Origin of the sequence: Paenibacillus sp. OK003 (genome assembly GCF_900109515.1) — a bacterium.
In the GTDB taxonomy this organism is placed as follows: domain Bacteria; phylum Bacillota; class Bacilli; order Paenibacillales; family Paenibacillaceae; genus Paenibacillus; species Paenibacillus marchantiae.
In genome coordinates this window covers 217342-235128 of record NZ_FOBD01000007.1, presented here as the reverse complement: position 1 = coordinate 235128, position 17787 = coordinate 217342, and the positions used below count along the sequence as shown (strand labels likewise).

At 47.2% G+C, this 17787-nt stretch carries 16 protein-coding genes; 3 read left to right on the top strand and 13 right to left on the bottom strand.

Annotated elements, in window-relative coordinates; translation table 11 throughout:
- Positions 1–24 precede the first annotated feature (24 nt).
- The gene (gene tkt / locus BMW94_RS12945) at positions 25–2067 is read right to left on the bottom strand and encodes a transketolase (RefSeq protein WP_090998859.1); all 2043 of its coding nucleotides are present in this window, start codon (positions 2065–2067) and stop codon (positions 25–27) included.
- A gap of 433 nt (positions 2068–2500) precedes the next feature.
- Here tkt and BMW94_RS12940 point away from each other — a divergent pair, with 433 nt between their 5' ends.
- Positions 2501–2989, top strand: a complete 489-nt coding sequence (locus tag BMW94_RS12940; RefSeq protein ID WP_090998857.1) for a hypothetical protein — start codon at positions 2501–2503, stop codon at positions 2987–2989.
- A gap of 80 nt (positions 2990–3069) precedes the next feature.
- Here the strand turns inward: BMW94_RS12940 and purU are convergent, their stop codons facing one another.
- Complete coding sequence (gene purU, locus BMW94_RS12935) at positions 3070–3963, bottom strand: formyltetrahydrofolate deformylase (RefSeq protein WP_090998856.1); 894 nt, start codon at positions 3961–3963, stop codon at positions 3070–3072.
- A 22-nt stretch (positions 3964–3985) separates the two neighbouring features.
- Positions 3986–5113 (bottom strand): deoxyribonuclease IV, encoded by a 1128-nt coding sequence (locus BMW94_RS12930; protein WP_063564407.1) that lies wholly within the window; start codon positions 5111–5113, stop codon positions 3986–3988.
- A gap of 169 nt (positions 5114–5282) precedes the next feature.
- On the opposite strand from BMW94_RS12930, the gene BMW94_RS12925 reads away from it, so the two are divergent.
- On the top strand, positions 5283–5753 hold the full coding sequence (locus BMW94_RS12925; protein ID WP_063564408.1) for a DUF2621 domain-containing protein: 471 nt from the start codon (positions 5283–5285) through the stop codon (positions 5751–5753).
- A gap of 157 nt (positions 5754–5910) precedes the next feature.
- Positions 5911–6822, top strand: a complete 912-nt coding sequence (locus BMW94_RS12920; RefSeq protein ID WP_090998854.1) for a TIGR01777 family oxidoreductase — start codon at positions 5911–5913, stop codon at positions 6820–6822.
- Here BMW94_RS12920 and BMW94_RS12915 read toward each other — a convergent pair.
- Genes BMW94_RS12915 through BMW94_RS12870 form a run of 10 tightly spaced genes read right to left on the bottom strand, consistent with a single transcriptional unit; the run spans position 6811 to position 17650 of the window.
- Positions 6811–8727: a DUF6382 domain-containing protein gene (locus BMW94_RS12915; protein ID WP_090998852.1), complete on the bottom strand. Its 1917-nt coding sequence runs from the start codon at positions 8725–8727 to the stop codon at positions 6811–6813. The genes BMW94_RS12920 and BMW94_RS12915 overlap by 12 nt on opposite strands.
- A gap of 26 nt (positions 8728–8753) precedes the next feature.
- Positions 8754–9263, bottom strand: coding sequence for an A24 family peptidase (locus BMW94_RS12910; RefSeq protein WP_090998850.1), 510 nt, complete (start codon positions 9261–9263; stop codon positions 8754–8756).
- An 11-nt stretch (positions 9264–9274) separates the two neighbouring features.
- The gene (locus BMW94_RS12905) at positions 9275–10360 is read right to left on the bottom strand and encodes a pilus assembly protein (RefSeq protein ID WP_090998848.1); all 1086 of its coding nucleotides are present in this window, start codon (positions 10358–10360) and stop codon (positions 9275–9277) included.
- A 29-nt stretch (positions 10361–10389) separates the two neighbouring features.
- Positions 10390–12540, bottom strand: a complete 2151-nt coding sequence (locus tag BMW94_RS12900) for a hypothetical protein (RefSeq protein ID WP_090998846.1) — start codon at positions 12538–12540, stop codon at positions 10390–10392.
- Positions 12541–12597: 57 nt separating this feature from the next.
- Positions 12598–13272: a TadE family protein gene (locus BMW94_RS12895; RefSeq protein ID WP_090998844.1), complete on the bottom strand. Its 675-nt coding sequence runs from the start codon at positions 13270–13272 to the stop codon at positions 12598–12600.
- On the bottom strand, positions 13256–13444 hold the full coding sequence (locus tag BMW94_RS12890) for a Flp1 family type IVb pilin (RefSeq protein ID WP_090998841.1): 189 nt from the start codon (positions 13442–13444) through the stop codon (positions 13256–13258). Before BMW94_RS12890 ends, BMW94_RS12895 begins: the two co-directional genes overlap by 17 nt.
- A 12-nt stretch (positions 13445–13456) precedes the next feature.
- On the bottom strand, positions 13457–14326 hold the full coding sequence (locus tag BMW94_RS12885) for a type II secretion system F family protein (RefSeq protein WP_090998839.1): 870 nt from the start codon (positions 14324–14326) through the stop codon (positions 13457–13459).
- Positions 14327–14338: 12 nt separating this feature from the next.
- Positions 14339–15106: a type II secretion system F family protein gene (locus BMW94_RS12880; RefSeq protein ID WP_090998837.1), complete on the bottom strand. Its 768-nt coding sequence runs from the start codon at positions 15104–15106 to the stop codon at positions 14339–14341.
- Positions 15093–16430 carry a TadA family conjugal transfer-associated ATPase gene (locus BMW94_RS12875; RefSeq protein ID WP_254790221.1) on the bottom strand — a complete coding sequence of 446 codons (1338 nt, stop codon included), beginning with the start codon at positions 16428–16430 and terminating at the stop codon, positions 15093–15095. Before BMW94_RS12875 ends, BMW94_RS12880 begins: the two co-directional genes overlap by 14 nt.
- The gene (locus tag BMW94_RS12870) at positions 16427–17650 is read right to left on the bottom strand and encodes a nucleotide-binding protein (protein WP_090998835.1); all 1224 of its coding nucleotides are present in this window, start codon (positions 17648–17650) and stop codon (positions 16427–16429) included. Before BMW94_RS12870 ends, BMW94_RS12875 begins: the two co-directional genes overlap by 4 nt.
- Between the last annotated feature and the right edge of the window lie 137 nt (positions 17651–17787).

Here is a 17787-nt window from a genome sequence, read left to right as displayed (position 1 = left end):
TTCACAGCAGCGCTTATGAAGCTATTACAGCAATGCTTTTACGCGGCTAACCACGTTTTCCACAGTGAAGCCGTACTCTTGGATAACACGGTCGCCAGGCGCAGATGCACCAAATGTGTTGATTCCGAGAATGTCGCCTTGATCGCCGACATATTTTTCCCAACCCATTGGGTGAGCCATTTCAATCGCCAGACGAGCTTTAACATCTGGAAGCAGGACGGATTCTTTGTATGCTTTGTCCTGTTTCTCGAACAGATCCCAGCTCGGCATGCTGATTACGCGAACTTGAATGCCTTGTTCAGCAAGTGCTGCTTGGGCTTTGACAGCCAGTTGCACTTCGGAACCTGTAGCAATGATTTGAGCAACAGCTTTGCCGTCTTTTGCATCAGAGACAACATACGCACCACGTTTCACGTTTTCACGTGAACCTTCAACGGTACCTTCCAGAATCGGCAGGTTTTGACGAGTGAGTACGAGTGCAACCGGATTGCTCTTGTTCTCAAGCGCGTAAGCCCATGCTGCAGAAGTTTCATTACCGTCAGCCGGACGAATAACTGTCAGGTTAGGAATGATACGCAGGGATGCCAATTGCTCGATTGGTTCGTGAGTAGGACCGTCTTCACCAACAGCGATACTGTCGTGAGTCAGGACGTACGTTACAGGCAGACCCATCAGGGCAGCCAGACGAACAGCTGGACGCAGGTAGTCTGTAAATACGAAGAAGGTACCTCCGAATACTTTCACACCACTGTGCAGTGCCATACCGTTCATTGCTCCAGCCATACCGAATTCACGGATACCGAAGTAGATGTTGCGACCGGAGTAATCTTCAGGTGAGAAGTTCTCCAGGTTGTTCAGGTGAGTCATTGTGGAGCTTTCCAAGTCAGCAGATCCACCTGTCAGTTGTGGCACGTTATGAGCCAAACCGTTCAGTGCATTACCGGATGCTACACGAGTGGATACAGCTTTGTCTGTTGCTGCATATTTAGGCAGATCACGATCCCAACCTTCTGGAAGGTCGCCATTGATTGCCGTTTCGAATTGAGCTGCCAGCTCAGGGAATGCTTTTTTGTACTCGGCAAATTTCTCGTCCCATGCTTTGTTTGCAGAGATACCACGATCTTTCACTTGTGCAAAGTGTTCGCGAACTTCAGTTGGAACGTGGAAATCTTCCTCGTAAACCCATTTGTAAAACTCTTTAGTCAATTTGGCTTCGTCTGCACCCAGTGGAGATCCGTGAGTACCGCCGTGGCCGCCTTTACCTTGTTTGTTCGGGCTACCGTAACCAATTACAGTTTTAACTTCGATCAGTGTAGGACGAAGCGTATCTGCTTGACCTTCTTCAATTGCTTTTTGAATTGCAGGCAGATCGTTACCATCTTCAACACGCAGCACTTGCCAGCCGTAAGCTTCAAAACGCTTCGCGATGCTTTCAGAAGAAGACAGATTCAATTTACCATCCAACGTGATGTCATTGGAGTCGAACAACATGATCAATTTGCCCAGGTGCAAACGTCCAGCCAGGGAAGCTGATTCATGGGATACGCCTTCCATCAAGTCACCGTCACCGCAGATTGCGTAAGTGTAGTGGTCGATTACGTTGAATTTGTCTTTATTATATGTTGCACCCAGTTGAGCTTCAGCCATAGCCATACCTACAGCCATTGCGATACCTTGGCCCAGTGGTCCTGTTGTTGCGTCAACGCCTGCAGTATGTCCGAATTCCGGGTGACCCGGCGTTTTGCTTCCCCATTGGCGGAACTGTTTCAATTGTTCCATAGGCAGGTCATACCCGCTCAGGTGAAGCAAGCTGTACAGCAACATGGAGCCATGTCCTGCGGACAGGACAAAACGGTCCCGGTTAACCCAAGTTGGGTGGTCCGGGTTATGTGTCATCGTTTTTGCAAAAAGTTGGTACCCCATTGGAGCGGAGCCCATAGGCATTCCCGGGTGTCCGGAGTTTGCCTTCTCAATTGCATCAATCGCCAGTGTACGTACGGTAGTGATTGACAGATTGTCGATGGTGTTGTTCTCTTCCTTTTGAATCGCTTCGTTCTTGTCAGTCATGGTTTGTCCTCCTCATGTCTTTAGATAAGTCGGGTTGCGCAAGCGAATCCCTCTCATCATACAAGCAAACCGAATTTCACAATAAGTGAATCCGCTTGAGTGTTTCATTTTGACTTATTCACTTTTGTATTGTAACACTTGGCGTGAAGGTTTTCCATAACCTTCTTTTAGAAGATCGGGAAAATTCGGCTGTTTATGACGAGGGATTTGTTTCCAGTTGCGCAAAAAGAGTGTCATACTGAGCATTTCAGCATATCTTCTAGCTCAGCCAGCATCGCAAATCCATCGGATGAAGTATAACCTTTAAGCGGAAAACCATACTCTTTTTAGATATTGAAGTTGATTTTGCATATAATGGTCCTTGATCATGATTGGAAAAATCGAACTTTTATGCACATCAGGCTGTACTTCATATGGAAAGGAGGGTTCGCATATGCCGGAACATTTGGCTAAGTCAACAAAGTCGCTAAAGCACATATTTCCCTGGAAGGCCGGGATTTTAACAGGTCTTACATCCGGACTGGTGCTCGGGTTCTTTTTAAAGGCGATTCAAACTTACACAGGTGACAAAGTCTATACCTTGCTGCTGAACATTGATTTTGTTCCATGGCTTCCGCCCATGCTACCTGAGTTCATTGAATTTGGGCTGCATCTTATCGTTTCCATAATCATTGGCATTTTCTACATATGGTGGATTCAGCGTTCAGGTCATCCGATATCCAAAGGCGTCCTGATCGGCGCTCTCTCTTCCCTGCTATATATCCCGCTCTCCCAACTGTCGAGTCGTGTACCTGATCTATATGATATCAAAGCCATACTTTACTGGCTGGCAGGGCATCTGTTATTTGGCGTGGTCGTTGGTTGGTGCGGTCATCTATGGAAGCACAACCAAAAAGGCGATCCCCCGGTCAGCCATGAATAGGGAATCGCCTTTTCTTTTTTTCGGAATAGAACTGAACTGTATCTTTCCGAATCAACCTTGCGCAGTATTAAAGCATTAGCTTAAAACACAACGGTTTTATTTTCATGAACCAGTACACGGTCTTCAACATGCCATTTAACAGCACGAGCAAGAACTACACGCTCAATGGTACGTCCAATACGTTTCAACTCGGTTACATCATCCCCGTGGCTTACACGCTGAACATCCTGCTCAATAATCGGTCCGCCATCCAGCTCCTCGGTAACATAGTGAGCCGTCGCACCGATAATTTTGACACCACGGTTGTACGCTTGGGCATACGGTTTACCGCCGACAAAGGCAGGCAGAAACGAGTGATGAATGTTAATAATGCGATTGCGGTAATGCTCAATGAACATTGGGGAAATGATTTGCATGTAACGCGCAAGAATAATTACATCGATATCATTGCCAATAACGTCCAACTGACGTTGTTCCGCTTCCTTCTTCGTATCCGCTGTAACCGGAATATGATGATAAGGAATGCCAAATGATTCTACATAGTCCTTCATATCCAGATGATTGCTCACAACAAGCGCGATGTCTGCATCCAGATCGCCAGCCTGCCATTGCCACAACAGCTCAACCAGACAGTGATCCTCCTTGGATACAAAGATGGCGAGTTTCTTCTTGCGGCTAACCGCAGAAAGACTCCAATCCATTTTGAAACGGTTTGCTACTCCTTCGAAATCAGCTTCCAGCTTAGGCAGGTTCACCAATAATTGTGGAAGATCGAACTCGATCCGCATAAAAAACATGCCGCCAGCCGGGTCCATTGTGTATTGGTCCGACTGTACAATGTTTGCACCATGCTGGTGCAGAAAATGGGATACTGCGGCAACAATTCCCGGTCCATCCGGACAGGAAATGAGCATCCGCGCCCGATCGGCGCGGTTTTTAACATCAGGACGTACTTGTTTAGCGTGAATCTCCATCGGGTTATTTTTCCTCCTTCAACTAGGCCGTGACAAAAATTTCTTTGCCTGCAAGCCAGGCGATCAAACGATGATTCAGTTGTTCTTCATTCAAATGCGGGAACAATGCGGCTTCAGCCACGAGGTCATACAGACGTTCCAACGGCTCACGTGGATCGGCTTTCTTCGCTTTGGCATCATTCTTGAGCAATGTCCAGATATCCAGAACATATGAACGGGACTCAATCTCTTTTCCTTTGAAGAAATGATGCAATTGTTCCACTTCTGTCAGGAACTCGGGACCAAATCGACCAGCAACATCCCCGCGAAGCAATGCAATCTCTACTTCATACATAGGACGCTGAGTTTTGGCTTCTTTACCAATCCAAGGCGTTTCCAAAATAAACGGACGTCCCTGAAGAGCCTCGTGATGCACGATGCGGTTAATCGCCTCAAAACCAATCCAGCCAGAGCCAATCGGTGTATGACGGTCCTTGTGCGCACCCACAGGGTTCTTACTATCATTAATATGCATTACGGCAATGCGGTCAAGCCCTACCGTACGATCAAATTGTTCAAGAACACCGTCCAGGTCGTTCACGATATCATAACCCGCATCGTGAATGTGACATGTATCCATACATACAGTAAGGCGTTCATTGTGTGTAACCTTCTCCATGATCTGAGCGATCTCTTCAAAGCTGCGGCCCATTTCAGTTCCTTTGCCAGCCATCGTTTCCAGAGCGATGTTCACATCCGTCTCTTTCACTCCGTCTAGCACTTCATTCAAGCCTTCAGCAATACGTCCGATGCCGTAATGAGCATCCTTGTCCGTAAATGCGCCGGGATGCAGCACGATATTTTTGACACCAATCGCATGTGTACGACGAATCTCTTCCTGAAGGAAACTCACGGCCAGCTCATACGTGTTTTCTTTGTAGGATCCGAGGTTAATAATGTATGGCGCATGGACAACGATATCTTCCATTCCGCCCTCTTGCATCGCAAGCTTGCCTTCCTCAATAAACATGGACTCAATAGGCTTGCGGCGGGTATTTTGCGGTGCACCTGTATATATCATAAACGAACTGGAACCGTACGAGGACGCTTCCTTCGTTGCACTCAATAATCCCTTGTCCGAAAAGGACACATGGGAGCCTATTTTAAGCATCATTAATCCCCCTTTTTCTGAATTATCCCTTATTCTAACGCGATTATCGAAATAAATCTAGAAATGCGCTATAATTCGGGATATAGGCTATTTTTTACAGCTGTAATTTGGAACATGGTGGGCGGAATCCGTCTTTCCGTGAAAATCAATAAACCGAGGTGACTCCGCAATGATTTTCGGCTCCTACGCTTGGACGTTGACTAGTAGTTCCCCCAGCAATTGGTTTATGAACACGATCGCATTCTGGACCGTTCTTTTGCTTGGAAGTATGTGTGTTGGCGGATTTTTTATGATGCGCAAGTTTTTGAAAGTGCTTCCGAAGGCAGACGGGAAGTCGAAACTCGATTGGCAGAACCACTGGGTTGAAACCAGCCGTCATTTATGGACAGATGAAGCAAAAGCTTTTCTCGACCAGCTTGTGGAGCCTGTTCCTGGCCCATTTCGAGATATCGCCAAACATTCCATTGCAGCAGAAATCGGCAAAATTGCGTACGAAAATAATGCACCTGAAGTATCCAGAGATCATTGCATTAAAGGATACATTATAGCCACACCGAAGCGGGATAATAAGTTTCTGGTGAAATTTTTGGAGAAGAACCAAATTGACTATTCGCCTTATAAACATTTGATGAATAAATAGAAAATGGAATACAGCCGAACATGCATTAGGCTTACATATTTGCAAACATGCTCCGTCAGGTAAGTCATTCCCAGCAAGGCAGTGCTTACCGCCCGGGGCTGTTTGTCGATCCAATATTACATGTCAGCATAGTCAAAATAACAAGGAGGTCGCCAAGATGAAGATTGCGATTTGCGGAGGTACCGGTTTTGTCGGAGGAGCGCTCGTTGATTACTGGCTTCAGGCAGGCCATCATGTGAAAGTTATTACACGCAAACTGCCGAATTTACATAATCCCAGCCAAAACCTTACTTATGTCTCATGGGAACAGGTAGAGGAACAGCCTCATTTGCTGGAGGGAATGGATGCCTTGGTGAATCTGGCCGGTGAAACGTTGAATCAACGTTGGACAACAAAAGCGAAACTGGAGATTGTTGAATCCAGAGTGACTACTGTAGCACGCGTAGCCAAATTGATAGATTCACTGGAACACAAACCGGAGGTGGTCGTACAGGCATCTGCCATGGCAATCTATGGCACCTCTCCTACAGAAACATTTGATGAGAACAGTCCTCAAAAATCGGTGAATTTCCCATCCCGCGTTTCTCAACAATGGGAAGTTGCTGCTGATGCCATCAAACATGTGAGACTCGTGAAAATCCGCGTTAGCCTCGTGCTTGGTCATAAAAAAGGTGCTTTTCCATTAATGAAACTGCCTTATATGCTTGGTGTTGGGGGCAGGGTGGGAAGTGGCAAACAGTGGACCAGTTGGATTCATATTATGGATATTGTGCGTTTGATTGATTTCACGATCCAAAATAAAGAAATCTCCGGTCCGGTGAACGCCTCTTCGCCCAACCCGGTAACCAACGATGAATTCGGACGCACGGTAGGCAAAGTGTATCATCGTCCGCACTGGTTCCCCGTACCCGGAATTCTGATCAAAACACTGGTCGGAGAACTCTCTGTCGTGCTGCTTCAAGGACAGCGGGTTATCCCGCAAAAAGCGTTGGATCACGGATTCCAGTTCACCTTTCCTACATTAACCGATGCACTGGAAGATCTAAAACACCGGGGTCTATCCGACTGATCGATACGTGTAAACAGACTCAGCTAACGTAAAGGTATCCCCATCTTCCAGTGGATATTCTTTGTACGGAGCAAGAACATCGCCCTTGAGAATGGTTCCATTCACAGAACCCAAATCCTTAATGACATAGCCCGATTTGTTCCGGCTCAATTCCACATGAGCACGGGACACACCGGTTGCTGAATCGACCCACTGGACCATGTCCGCCGATCGGCCAATAACAAACGATGCTCCTCGGACATCCATCCGTTCATTTTTGTCCCCTGTTGCTGATCTGCGTTCAAGATAAAAGGAAGGTACTACTAGACCTGCTCCCGTAATGCTTCCGCCAGCAACACTCTGCAAATTTACAGTTGCATCAGCCGCCGCATGATGACGCATGAGCTCCGATGTTGCAGCCATGGTTTCGATAGCATGCTGAGCGAAAGGTTCATCAGATACATCGGCTGGTATATGTAGATTTTTAAAGCGAGAATTTCCTGCTACAGATGACCTGGATTCAAAAGAATGCCCCCGTTCTGGTTGAGCACTTTGCATATCACCAGAGCTCTGTTGACTCGTGTAACCTTGTGCATACGTGTTACCTTCTGGTGACATCTCAGATGCATTCCAGCGCCAGCTCTCCTGAAACATCTCTTCTTCGCTTTCTTTCTGCTTATCTTTGCCTTTACCCAAGCCAAAAAAACCAGATCGCTTATTGGATGAGCCCTCCTCTAATTCGTCCTCTGTATATTCTTCATTCGGCATATTTTTACGTAGCAGATTGGATTTCGAATTTCCAAATTTTCCTTTGGTCACCCATGCCCAACCAGCAATCCCAAGCAACCCAGCACTTAATGCTGCGGATAGAATCATTGATGTCTGCCCCGGTTGTTCCATATAGATAAATCTCCATACCAGCGCCATGGCAATCATACAGCCCAGAATGATATAGGTCGTTTTGGAAGAATCCTGCTTCTCGTCCTTCTCGTCCTTTTCCATATCATTGTCCTGTATTGAATTAAACGTTTGGCGCTGTGACGGATTCGTAACACCTTTCGCTTGCAATGAAGAATCTATCGGTGAACGTCTGCCCGAAAATGTTGAAAAGGGTTTGTTAAGTGGTTTGTCATCCTCCGAATTAGATACTCTTGGTTGGTGAATTGATTTCAACTGCTGCCCAGCTTCGCCATTTCGATCCAATTGACGATACCGATCTTGCCCACTTCTATTGGAAAACGGCTCAACTCCCTGCTCTGGGATTGCAGAAAGTGGAATTCCAAATTGACTGTCCGTAGACCCGGATGACCCACGCGAAGACATAAACGATGCTTGGCCTGAACCACTCTGCTCATCTGCATATAATTCAAGCAAAAGTTCACGCAGTTGTCTGATATCCCATTGTTCACTGTCGCATAGTTGGAGGACACGCTGAATTCCTTCGCCCTGAAGTTCCTGAACATGGGCCATCAGCCTTATAACCAATTCGCGGAATTGCTGAGGCGTCGGATCAACCTCAACTGCATCGACAATTGGAATATATACTAAGCCAAGTTCTCCTATTTCAAGTGAACCATTGATAAATATGTATTCTTCCTGAATCTGTAATTGACGTGAATCCAACATATATTGTCTGCATTCCGTAAACGTGTCTGCCAGCTGAAACAATAGACCATATAACACACGCAGCTTAATTTTTCCTGACTTCAACATCTGAGGTAACATCTTATACCCTGAAATATCATATTGTAACGTTACATTTCGGTCTACCTCCCGAATATGAACAGGAAGAAGACGGGGAATTTGATTGGAAGACAACATGCCCATCTGCACACGGCTCAGTTCGTCCATTCGCAGCCCTTCCGCTTTCTCCAAAACCATAAACGATCCGCCGTTTCGAATGAAATCTCTCGTTAATCCATACATGCCAATCCTCTCTTTCCATTGCTTAGTTAAATCATGTAGATATAGGCGCTAATGAATCCTGGCAATACGGCCAGCATAAAAGGAAACTTCAATGTCTTTTCCTGATTGACCAGCTTGAGCGAACCAAGCATGAAGAAACCGGTAAGATTTCCTGCCATGCCGTGAATGCGCTTCGCAGAATCCTTGCGGAACAAGAGAATAATTATTCCAATTGCCCCTGCATACAAAACCGAGTAAATAATAACGTGAACGCCAAAAGCCAGCCCTGTCCAAGCTCCAATTCCTCCAAACAATTTCACATCTCCCGCACCCACTGCCCCGATCAAATACATTAGAAATAAGACACCGAACCCCATCGCGAATCCGGCTGCGGAGAACAGAACCCCCTCCCATCCTCCCCAGATGATATGGACCAGCACTCCCGCGACAGTCACTGGTAAAGTCAAACGATTTGGAATTTTCATCGAACGAACATCTGTAACAAAAGCTGCAATCACATACAGACCACAGGCCAGGTAAAACCACTCCACCTCCATCATCTCCTTCCTTATTTTCTGGAAGCCACATTAAACTCGGTCACCGTCTTGGCACCATCCGCAGTCTCTACAACAAATGTCCATGTGCCTTCCGTTGTACGTGTACCGACAAACCAGTTCCACTCAATCACACCGTTTTCATCGGCAGTCGCCCACCCTATATGTTTGGCTGAACTTTCACCCGACTTGTAAAATATCGTAAGATTTGCTGTTGCCCCAGGCTCCACTCTGACCTTAATGGTCGCATTGTTGCCTATGTATGCTGGCTCCGGCTTGGATAACACGGTTACTGTTCCTGCAGAATCGGCGTCTCCCCCACTACTATTGGAGCCTTCTCCGGTATCTCCGATCCATACCCGTTCTGCCGCAGCCGCTTGAATACGTAAAGATTTCCCTAGAAAGGGGACTTTAACAGGCAATTCATAGCTCAATTCAAGCCGAAAGTAAGGATTCGTTTTATTTTTGAGATCAGGTATGGAAACACCGTTAACATGCACACGCTCTACATCCAGTACAGAAGTATTAATAAATGGCTCAAGCAGCGGTTTAACGGTAGGATCAAGTACTGTCTCAAGAACGGATGTCTTCACCTCCTGTAACGGTTGTTCACCCCTGGCAGCAGCTGCACGTACCCAATCACTTAGCGGCTCTGGCAGTGAAGAGGCGTACTCTTCGGCCCATTCCGTCAGTGACAACTCCGGTATTTTCCACCCACCCTCCGAGCCTTCACCACCTGCGGAATCAGAGGGGCTGAATACAAGGGAGACCGGATATATTTTCGTGGATAACTGCTTTACTGCCTCTCCTGCCGTGCTATGTAATGCTGTTGATACCAACGTCATCTGTACGATGTAAATGAGGAACATGACAAAGAACAGGAATACAGGCAAAACCAGTGAGGCTTCCAAAACGATGCTGCCCATTTCCTTTTCTGATGAACCCGTCTTTTTTGGAGAACCTTCTTTTTTTGGAAAATGCACTTTGGAAATAGAATGTATCTGTTCAGTCAGAGACTTCAATCTTTCCAGTCTGCGCACTCGTGTAAGTCGATTCTGTAAACATGTCAATATTTTTTCCTGCTGATGCTGCTTATCCATAATCCCTCCATCGAAACAAACCGGATTATTCAATAGGAATAATCGGCCTTCCGATCTATGAAAAATCGCCCATCTTCTACTTGGTCTGCACTACCCATGACAGCACCTATACTTCTTGTGACTCCCGGTAAAAACCACAATTTGATACTACTGCGCATGTTTCCTGAAGCGTATGTCTGCTTCTCATCTGGATTCACGCCGGTATTTAATCGGATCAAAGCCAACATTCTGGACATTTTGCGTTCATTGTTGCTATGCATTAATAGAAACAAACGCAGATAGTCCCTGTATGTAAGCTTGACTTTGATATATTTGGACAATTCCACACTACCGTCTTTAGCCAATTTCACCATATCTGCTATAGCGTTTGTAATTCCGTATAAAATCGCAGCAGATAATACAAGTAGTGGATTCCCAAGCTTGCTGTTCTCAATCAATCCTTCCGCAGTTCGAATCGCCAGGCGCATACCAAAGATCTCCGCATATGCAGCAGCAATATTCCCCGAAGGATTATGAAAACCATAGATAATATACTCCAGTTCCTGATTTTCCAGTTTGAACACTTCACCAGCATCTCCACTACCTTCAGTCCAGCTCAGCAGCTGTCCATAATCCATCGAGCTGAAATATGCCAGTGCATACTCATTCTGAAACAATTCATCGCCAAGACTATCCAGCAAATTGGACATCCCGCTGAACAAACTGTCCATTCCGTTCATGGCATCACCACCAGAGTCATACGGATCGCCAGCAATCTCTGCCTTCTGGGCTTCCTCACGGCTCGCTTGGTTAAAAGCGATGTTGGCGTTGTAGTACTCCTCCAGTTGTTTAAAGGCTTCCATGGAGCCGGAGCTCCCCTTTTCGATTTGTGATAATATGCGTTTAACTTCCTTCAACTTCCCTTTGGATTCCTTATCATTCGCTTTGCGCTGGGCATCGGAGCCACGACCGCTCTCCAATAGCTGTTTGCTTTGAAGAATGACATTGGAGGGACCACTTCTTACATAAGTGTCCATGTAACGTTCCGTGACCTGACTAGCCTGTCTAACCGCTGGTTTAATCGAAACACCACTCATTACCGTAACCGAACGAAGCTGCGTATTAAGCTCCAGACTGTCATTTCTGACATTGGTAAAATCCGAATTTTGTGAGCGTACACGTGCATTTAACTGATCAAACAGCTCGTCAGCTCTTACAAGTTCAGAAGCAAGGGAACGTGTACTTTTGGCTTCACTTCCCGATCCGGTAGACGGAGGGCTCGACCCAGGCAGCGTTGAGTTGCCTACTTTTTCATAACTGGCATTCTGTGAACGGTTCTCCCCCTCAGCGATTACACGCTTCATTTCCTCATTGATCTTGCGAGCTTCTTCAATCTTGGCCTGTGCTTCCTCCAATTTTGTCTGGTGAGCCTGCAATGCTGGCTGTATGATCATGCTTATGCCTGTCGCCACATTCCCCACACCTGTTCGATAACGGGCCAGCTCTAGCATGTACTGTTGCTGGTTGAATGGCAGTCCCTCATCCATTTGTTTCTTGTTTAGATAGTCCGCGTAACGCGCCGCTACTTCGGCAGCTGTCTCTGGCGTCTCTCTTAACATCTCATCGTAAATGGCAGAGGAAAGCGGATTCATGATCAGTGCGGGCAGACCCTTCAGCTTATTAGCGGATTCCATCTGACTGGCTATTGCTTCGTCCAGCAATTCCTCACGTTGGTCATACAGTTTCTGTAATTTTTTGAGCAGATCCACGGTATGAGCAGCTTCTTTCATCTCTTCCGACATCGGCTTAAAACGATTGACCACTTCAAGGGTAAAATCAACCGGTGCTCGATATTTCATATCCTCCTGGATCTGGCGATTAAAAATATCGTATCTGCCCAGTTCACGCTCCATGCTTAGTGAAGTTGTATCCCATTGGATATCCAGAATGGGAAAACCATCTTTCACAGCCGAAGGCTTCACACTATCATTTAGCACCTTGGCCATGATGGCCTCACCACTGCTGTCACCGTATCCAAATAGACCATATTCCCGCAGGGACGGATCATAGGCTGACATTACAGATCTCATCGCCGCATGCGTCATTCGTTCTGCCTGTACTTTGAAAGCTGCAATACGTGCATAATCAATGAAAATGGAAACAAACATAAACATTCCAGCCAAAATCAAGATCAAGAACACGGTTACGGCTCCTGATTCACCGTCTTTTTTTCTGAACAGCGTTTCCTCCTCCTTTCCTCATTTTTTGGTTTTGCCAAAATGCTGTACAACCTGTCCCGCTTCAGCGGCAGTACTGGCTGCGGCTCCGCCCTTGCCTTTAAACTTGGCAGCGTAATAACGGACCAGATCCACCGTTCGGATAAATTCCGTCGGTTCTACAACTGCAGATGAACCTTGTGTTAGCACACTGTTACCTGAATCAAGCAAAAAAGAAGGCAGCGGTAAAGAAATCACCTGCTCCAGCTTGGTTGTAACTTTTCGCTGGATCAGCGAGTTCTGATATTCGATTGTCCCGTTCATGCCAGAAGGCATGCCTTGTGCTGCTTGGGACAGTTTCTTTTCCGATAGACTTCCGCCTTCTCCCGCAGGTACAGACACAATAACCTCATTGTCCGCTCCCGCCCAACCAAACAGCGCTCCGAGCAATCGATCATCAGTCAGTCTCCAATACAGGTTGTCATGTTCCCCAGCCACAACCTCACCTGTCATCGCCTGCTTGTGGCTGTTGTCCCAACTGTAGGCGGCACGTTCAGAAGCTGCATACGCATGTTGGTTCAGAAATGTTTTTTGATACATGTACATGGAGAAAAAGAGGATCAGGACGAGAATAAACAACACAATAGGGAAGACCAGGGAGGCTTCAATGGTGAAGCTCCCTTCTTCCTTTTTGAATTTTTTACTCAAAAAACTCATTACTTCTATTGCTCACATTGGTTAACAGTCTTTCTACCAATTTTTTAATTTGATCCTTGAATATTAATGCAATAATGATAATAACGCCGATGATCAGAATAAGCTCCAGCGTACCAAGCCCGTCCTCTTCCTTCCAAAATCCAGTTACCTTGCTTTTCATCAATTCCAGCATCCCCAATTCCTCCTACATATTCATCATCATAAAAGCCGGTGCCCCGATCATCACGACAATCGAAAAAAAGATCAGGACCATCGGAAACACCAATTTGGAAGAAGCCTGTTCTCCCTTAGCCCGACTAACGGCCTTGCGTTTCTCCCACAACACATGGGACAGATCACGCAGCGCCAATACAAAGTCACCTCCCCCTCGCCGGAAATTCAGCAGCACTGTTGTTGTAAAGATCGTCACTTCCTGTACACCACAGCGACGACTGAACTGTTCAAAGGATTGTTGAAACGAGTAACCGTTGTTCCAATCCCCAACCATCCTTCGTAGCTCGTTATAGAGGGGATGATTCCGTTCTCCCTGACTGGCTGCACAGTGGACAATGGCACGCTGCACCGTTTCTCCCGCACCAACCAGCAGCACAATCCGGTTCAATAACTCCGGCAACTCCATGAGTATGTCCTGATCTCTTCGCTGTACTTTGGTGTTAAGGTCTTTGTAAAGGGCGAAGGGCAGTGCAACCCCCAGTGCCAATCCCCCTACCATACCGCCAAGCCCCATGTCCCCAGCGAGCGCCAAAAGACAGCCTGCGAGCAACATCAACCATGAGTAAGTCAGCATTTCAGCAAAGTAGAGCATCGTTTTCTCACCACTATGCTGTATGCCATACATTTTCTGAATGGCATGCTGCATGCGGAACATGAGCACAGGCAATCTGCGGCCCACCTCGAACTTGTCCAGTAAAAACAAAAAGGGGCCATGCAGCTTCTTCAAACGTAATCCTTCCATATCCAGTTTGCGCAAATGTCGGTAGGTCTGCCCTCGCGTTCGATCCAGCACCAGCCACCCTGTTCCGAGCACCCCTCCGAAAATAACGGGAAGCAGCATCGTGTCAGCTCCTTATACTTTGATATCCATAATGCGTGTAATCCACAAATAACAGCAGGCGAGTAATGCCAATGCCCCGCTGGAGATCATATATCCCATCCCGCTGTATAACGGCTCCATGAAATCCTTGGCCGTAAAGTTCAGAAAAATCAGAAAAATAAATGGAGCGGCAAACATCACTTTGGATTCAAACTTTTTCTGTGCCACCGCTACCATGATGTCCTGCTGAATATCCAGCTTCTCACCAATCACCGCAGAGGTTCTCCTCACCACTTCGACCAGATCTCCACCCGTCCGCTTACATGTGATGAACACATCGGCAAAGTTTGTGATATCCTCAATTTTGGCCCGATCCGAGAAGTCTTGCAGCGCCTCTTCAATAGGCTGACCATATTCCATACGCGTCCTCAGAATGGTGAATTCTCGAATGAGATCTGTATCCGCCTCAGGATTCAGCATGCGCAGATCCTCCACGGATTCCTTAAATCCATTCTCTACTGATTTTCCCGCAGCCAGCGCGGAGGACAACGCATATAATGCCTGCTTAAAATGTAAACTTAGAGTCATTCTTCTTCGATCCAGCAGTACTTTTGTCCAGTGGTTGGGTACCCATATACACCCCGCAGCCAATATCAATCCGGCCAACCAGTGATGATAGAATAGAATACCGACACCAAAGAACAACAAACCACTAATCAGCATGCAGACCATCCGCTGCCTCCGGGATAGCGTAAATACGGTGTAGTCCGTTAACGCCTGTCTGGCCTCACCCAACTTCATCACCCACCCATAAAATCAACTTATTTTCGTTGTTATCTGATTCATTCAACTCATCGCTATTGCGTTCTATGTACTCGTTCAACCATTCCCCTAGCCCAGCCATCTGAATTTTATCCACTTGTCTCAGTGTTCCAACTTGCACGAGTCCGCCAATAATCTTGCCTTCTTTTTCTTCAATTTCCTGGAAACGAAACAGTGGATTGAGCAGTACTTCTCCGTCCTGCATGCCAATCACTTCGCTAATCTCGGTCACCCGACGTGAACGGTCCCGCAGCCGGGATAAATGTACAAAGATATCAATGGCCGAGCTGATCTGCTGCCGGACAACCACAATGGGCAGATCCGCTCCGCTGAGCACCATGGTCTCCAATCTGCTGATCATATCGGAGATCGTATTGGCGTGACCCGTGGACAACGAGCCATCATGTCCAGTGTTCATAGCCTGTAACATATCCAGTGCTTCTGCTCCCCGCACCTCACCAATGACAATTCGATTCGGACGCATCCGCAAGGATGACTTGATCAAATCACGAATAGATATTTGCCCCTTGCCCTCGGTATTCGCATTGCGCGTCTCCAGCGATACCAGATTGGGTACCGTGACAATCTGTAATTCAGCAGAGTCCTCAATCGTAATGATCCGTTCATCCGGAGGGATAAACTGAGATAATGCATTTAGGAACGTGGTTTTTCCCGACCCGGTTCCACCGCCGATAAAAATATTGTATTTGCTGCGTACCAACTGCTGCAGCAATTCTGCCGCTTCCTCATGCAGGGCACCTTTACCAATTAGATCGGACATCTTCATTGGTTCACTTGGGAATTTTCGAATCGTCATGGTCGGACCCTTCAACGCAATCGGAGGCAGCACGATATTGACCCGCGAGCCGTCTTTCAACCGCGCATCCACGATTGGAGAAGACTCATTCACAATCCGGTTCACCCCGGATACAATCATCTGGATAATGTCTTCCAACCGTTCCCTTGACTCGAACTCCAGCGTGAGCTGTCTGACTTCACCTTCCTGCTCAACGAAAATCTCCCGGTGGCTGTTGATCATAATCTCCGTAATTTCGGGATGATCCACCAATGGTTGCAGAATATCCAGCCCTCGAAAGGAATCAAATAACCGCTGCACCAGGGTATGACGCTCCCCGGAGGTCAGATCATCCAGCTTCGGATCAGAGAGCACTTTACGCTCAATTCCCTGCCACAGTTCTTCGTCTCCCGCAGAGGATGTTAAATCCAGGCCTTCTCTGACCTCCCGGCGCATGATCTGAAACTGTTCTTCACGGTCCAGTATCATCTTGGATGAATCCATCATGGTGACCACCCATCACCCTTCTGGATTCGTCCTGTCTGCTTCAGTTCTTCTTCCCCATCCTGTACAATCATGGCGCATAGCGTCTTCACTTCGCGTTGAAAAATAGGTGAGCTGAGCATCACTTCCTCCTGACTCAGCTGCTTCCAGGAAGGGATGTACGGCAGCACAGCATCCAGATGCAGATCAGACCTTGGCAGTCCATTGATGACGCTGTCCCGATACTTGTTGACAATGAAGCGGGCACGATCCAGTACACTTTCATGCAGATCCGGCCACGTACGCTCCATATGCTGCATCCATTGACCCCAGCGGTGCATGGAAGAGATGCCATCCTCAACCAGCCACACGAACACATCTGCAGCATCGAAAATCCCCTCACTGCGTCCATCCCAACCTGAGTCCCCATCGAGAATGAGCACATCATATTGCCCACAGTCAGCCAAATAACGGATCAGGCTCTTGGTATCTTCACGGGACATTTGCAGCAATTCCTTCCGATTCGATAACGGCCAGAATACATCCGATTTCAGCGCTTCGTGACGAAGCACATATCCGTCCACCCCTTTGGAGGAAGACAGCACTTGTCCCTGTTTGCCTGATTCCTTCCTGCCCACCTTCAAATCGTAAAGCAGACGTGATAGCCCTGTTTCTATGTCAGGTATACGCTGTCCACTTCTAGACAGACCCTTCTCCAGAAACGGCATCGAGCTATCCAGCGTCTCCAGATTGAGATACAGAACAGCGTATCCTGCAAGCCCCAGTTGCTTCGCCATATGCATCGCCACCGCAGTCTTGCCACTCCCGCCGGAGGCTGATACAATTCCAATAGAAAGTGTCTCCTGTCCTGGACGATGGGCCTTCTTCCGACGCGGCTGCCGACAAGCATTAAGAACAGCGTCCATCAGTGTAGGCAATGGTTGATATTTCATCAGCCGTTTATCCTCATCCACCACATCTAATCCTTCACTAAGCATCAGCCATGGAATACCTGAGGTTTCGCCACCGTTACCCAGCCAATGGTTCAGGAACTCCGGTTCCGCAATTACCAGATCCGGCAGTTCCCTGCCTTCCTGTTCATTCATGTAATCCCTGAACGGTTCCCATTGTGAAAAGGCGGTAAATCGTATACCTGAGCCGGAAGGGCTGCCTTGTACAAAATCAAGCCAGGCGCTGATATACTCTCTATCTTTGGAAGCCAGTACTGCCTTAAGAACAATCAATTCTTCTTCCCTCCCTGCAAAAAAAGCACAAAAAAGCACCGTCCAATAACCGCAAGAATATGCGATGTATGGACGGTGCTTCCGTCACGTGCTATGAATGTATGGATAATATAGCATACAATTTCTGGAGGAGCAAG